Origin of the sequence: Gordonia aquimaris, from assembly GCF_026262595.1 — a bacterium.
Taxonomy (GTDB): Bacteria; Actinomycetota; Actinomycetes; order Mycobacteriales; family Mycobacteriaceae; genus Gordonia; species Gordonia tangerina.
Window position 1 is genome coordinate 1 of record NZ_JAPKFM010000057.1, and the last position, 3,438, is coordinate 3,438.

At 55.2% G+C, this 3,438-nt stretch carries 2 rRNA genes; both read left to right on the plus strand.

Annotated features, from left to right (window positions below):
* The first annotated feature begins 78 nt into the window (after window positions 1-78).
* A 23S ribosomal RNA gene (locus OSB52_RS24490) occupies window positions 79-3,212 on the plus strand.
* A 111-nt stretch (window positions 3,213-3,323) separates the two neighbouring features.
* Window positions 3,324-3,438: ribosomal RNA gene (gene rrf, locus OSB52_RS24495) — 5S ribosomal RNA — on the plus strand; the annotation flags it as partial.

Consider the following 3,438-nt stretch of genomic DNA (forward strand, 5'->3'; position numbering starts at 1 on the left):
TGTGTGTGTTGTCTACACTGCTGCAGGATGTGGTGTTTGTTGTGAATGCTGTTGTTCCTGTGGGTTGTGTAGGTGTTGTTGTAAGTGTTTTAGGGCGTTCGGTGGATGCCTTGGTACCAGGAGCCGATGAAGGACGTGGTAGGCCGCGATAGTCCTCGGGGAGTTGTCAAACGAGCTGTGATCCGAGGGTGTCCGAATGGGGAAACCCAGCACGAGTGATGTCGTGTTACCACCCAGTGAATGTATAGCTGGTGTGGGGGGAACGTGGGGAAGTGAAACATCTCAGTACCCATAGGAAGAGAAAACAATTGTGATTCCGTGAGTAGTGGCGAGCGAAAGCGGAGGAGGCTAAACCATGCGCATGTGATACCGGGTAGGGGTTGTGTGTGTGGTGTTGTGGGGCCTGTCTTCCCGGATCTACCTGTCTGGGCGTGAGTGATAAAACCGTGGGTTAGGTGAAGTGGCCTGGAATGGTCTGCCGTAGTCGGTGAGAGTCCGGTAGCTGAAAGCCTGTGGTCTTGCGTGATGGGTGCCCAAGTAGCAGCGGGCTCGTGGAATCTGCTGTGAATCTGCCGGGACCACCCGGTAAGCCTGAATACTTCCTGGTGACCGATAGCGGACGAGTACCGTGAGGGAAAGGTGAAAAGTACCCCGGGAGGGGAGTGAAATAGTACCTGAAACCGGACGCTTACAATCCGTCAAAGCCTGTGAGTCGTTTGGTCGGCTGTGGGTGATGGCGTGCCTTTTGAAGAATGAGCCTGCGAGTTAGTGCTCGGTGGCGAGGTTAACCCGTGTGGGGTAGCCGTAGCGAAAGCGAGTCTGAATAGGGCGTTGAGTCGCTGGGTCTAGACCCGAAGCGGAGTGATCTACCCATGGCCAGGGTGAAGCGTCGGTAAGACGTCGTGGAGGCCCGAACCCACTTCAGTTGAAAATGGAGGGGATGAGTTGTGGGTAGGGGTGAAAGGCCAATCAAACTCCGTGATAGCTGGTTCTCCCCGAAATGCATTTAGGTGCAGCGTGGTGTGTTTCTTACTGGAGGTAGAGCTACTGGATGGCCGATGGGCCCTACTAGGTTACTGACGTCAGCCAAACTCCGAATGCCGGTAAGTGAGAGCACTGCAGTGAGACTGCGGGCGATAAGGTTCGTAGTCGAGAGGGAAACAGCCCAGATCGCCGGCTAAGGCCCCTAAGCGTGTACTAAGTGGAAAAGGATGTGGGGTCGCGAAGACAACCAGGAGGTTGGCTTAGAAGCAGCCACCCTTGAAAGAGTGCGTAATAGCTCACTGGTCAAGTGATCCTGCGCCGACAATGTAGCGGGGCTCAAGTACACCGCCGAAGCCGCGGCACTCACATATAGCCCGTCGGGGTTTTACGGAACTCCGACCAGGTGTGTGGGTGGGTAGGGGAGCGTCCTGCATCCGTGGAAGCCACAGAGTGATCTAGTGGTGGAGGGTGTGGGAGTGAGAATGCAGGCATGAGTAGCGAAAGCAGAGTGAGAAACTCTGCCGCCGGATGACCAAGGGTTCCTGGGCCAGGCTAATCCGCCCAGGGTGAGTCGGGACCTAAGGCGAGGCCGACAGGCGTAGTCGATGGACAACGGGTTGATATTCCCGTACCCGTGTATCCGCGCCCATGCTGAATCAACTGTACTAACCATCCAAAACCAGATGGATCACCTTCGGGTGACCGGATGGGGCTGCATGGGACCTTGGTTGGTAGTAGGCAAGCGATGGGGTGACGCAGGAAGGTAGTGGGGCCAGTCAGTGGTTGTACTGGTGTAAGCCTGTAGGGAGTGGCATAGGTAAATCCGTGCCGCGGATATCCTGAGAGGTGATGCGTAGCCGTTGCGGCGAATTCCATGATCCTATGCTGCCGAGAAAAGCCTCTAGTGAGTTGGTACACGGCCCGTACCCCAAACCAACACAGGTGGTCAGGTAGAGAATACTAAGGCGATCGAGAGAACTGTGGTTAAGGAACTCGGCAAAATGCCCCCGTAACTTCGGGAGAAGGGGGACCCATCCCGGTGACCGCCCTCGCGGTGTGAGCTGGTGTGGGTCGCAGAGACCAGAGAGAAGCGACTGTTTACTAAAAACACAGGTCCGTGCGAAGTCGTAAGACGATGTATACGGACTGACGCCTGCCCGGTGCTGGAAGGTTAAGAGGACCGGTTAATCACTTCGGTGGTGAAGCTGAGAATTTAAGCCCCAGTAAACGGCGGTGGTAACTATAACCATCCTAAGGTAGCGAAATTCCTTGTCGGGTAAGTTCCGACCTGCACGAATGGCGTAACGACTTCTCTGCTGTCTCAACCACAGACTCGGCGAAATTGCAGTACGAGTAAAGATGCTCGTTACGCGCGGCAGGACGAAAAGACCCCGGGACCTTCACTATAGCTTGGTATTGGTGTTCGGTTCGGTTTGTGTAGGATAGGTGGGAGACTGTGAAACTCGCACGCTAGTGTGGGTGGAGTCGTTGTTGAAATACCACTCTGATCGTATTGGACTTCTAACCTCGGACCCTGATCGGGTTCAGGGACAGTGCCTGGTGGGTAGTTTAACTGGGGCGGTTGCCTCCCAAAATGTAACGGAGGCGCCCAAAGGTTCCCTCAGCCTGGTTGGCAATCAGGTGTTGAGTGTAAGTGCACAAGGGAGCTTGACTGTGAGACGTACATGTCGAGCAGGGACGAAAGTCGGGACTAGTGATCCGGCACCAACGTGTGGAAGTGGTGTCGCTCAACGGATAAAAGGTACCCCGGGGATAACAGGCTGATCTTCCCCAAGAGTCCATATCGACGGGATGGTTTGGCACCTCGATGTCGGCTCGTCGCATCCTGGGGCTGGAGTAGGTCCCAAGGGTTGGGCTGTTCGCCCATTAAAGCGGCACGCGAGCTGGGTTTAGAACGTCGTGAGACAGTTCGGTCTCTATCCGCCGCGCGCGTCTAGAAACTTGAGGAAACCTGTCCCTAGTACGAGAGGACCGGGACGGACGAACCTCTGGTGTGCCAGTTGTCCCGCCAGGGGCACTGCTGGTTAGCTACGTTCGGAAGGGATAACCGCTGAAAGCATCTAAGCGGGAAGCCTGTTCCAAGATGAGGTTTCTCACCACCTTCGAGTGGTTAAGGCCCCCTACAGACCATGGGGTTGATAGGCCAGAACTGGAAGCACAGCAATGTGTGTAGGTGACTGGTACTAATCGGCCGAGGACTTACAACAACACTCAACACCAACAAAGACGTTGAGTAATAAAGCATTGCTCGCATCCACTATGACACTTCTGAAACAACACACAACAATAAACAAACCCGTGTGTGGGTTTCACAATGTTTCGGCGGCCATAGCGGAGGGGAAACGCCCGGTCCCATTCCGAACCCGGAAGCTAAGCCCTCCAGCGCCAATGGTACTGCACCCTAACCAGTGTGGGAGAGTAGGACACCGCCGA